Below are 530 nucleotides of genomic sequence, written 5' to 3' on the forward strand. Positions count from 1 at the left end.
TGCCGCATTGCGCGCCGCGCTGCCGGCTTGCGACACCCCGGCGCATTGCACGACATTGAAGGTCAACCTCGAACGCTGGCGCTGGTTGCCGCGCGCGCTGGGTGCCCACTACCTTTGGGCCAATCCGGCAGCGTATCGACTCGATCTGATCGAGGGGGACCGCGTCATCCAGAGCCACCGCATTATCGTTGGCAAGCCGACCACGCCGACCCCCGTGTTTGCCACGTTGGTGACCGGGGTGACCGCCAATCCGTGGTGGAATGTGCCGAGCAGCATCGTGTCGGAAAGCGTGGGTGCGATGGTGCGCAATCGCCCGGCCCAGGCCGCACGGCTTGGCTATGTCGCCACGCGCGGCGCGGGCGGTCGATTGCAAGTGCGGCAGCGACCGGGGCCGCTCAACGCGCTTGGCCAAGTCAAGATCGAGATGCCCAACGCCTATAGCATCTTCCTGCACGACACGCCGTCAAAGGGGCTGTTCGAGCAGGAGCGGCGGGCATTCTCGCACGGATGTATGCGGACCGAACACCCTG

1 protein-coding gene is annotated in these 530 nt (G+C 66.0%); it reads left to right on the plus strand.

Annotated features, from left to right (window positions below):
* Positions 1-530, plus strand: a 530-nt coding sequence (locus AACY49_RS30305) for a L,D-transpeptidase family protein (protein ID WP_339527944.1), incomplete at both ends; no start/stop codon positions are given.

The sequence above is a fragment of the Pseudomonas sp. EL_65y_Pfl2_R96 genome, from assembly GCF_963970905.1.
Taxonomy (GTDB): Bacteria; Pseudomonadota; Gammaproteobacteria; order Pseudomonadales; family Pseudomonadaceae; genus Aquipseudomonas.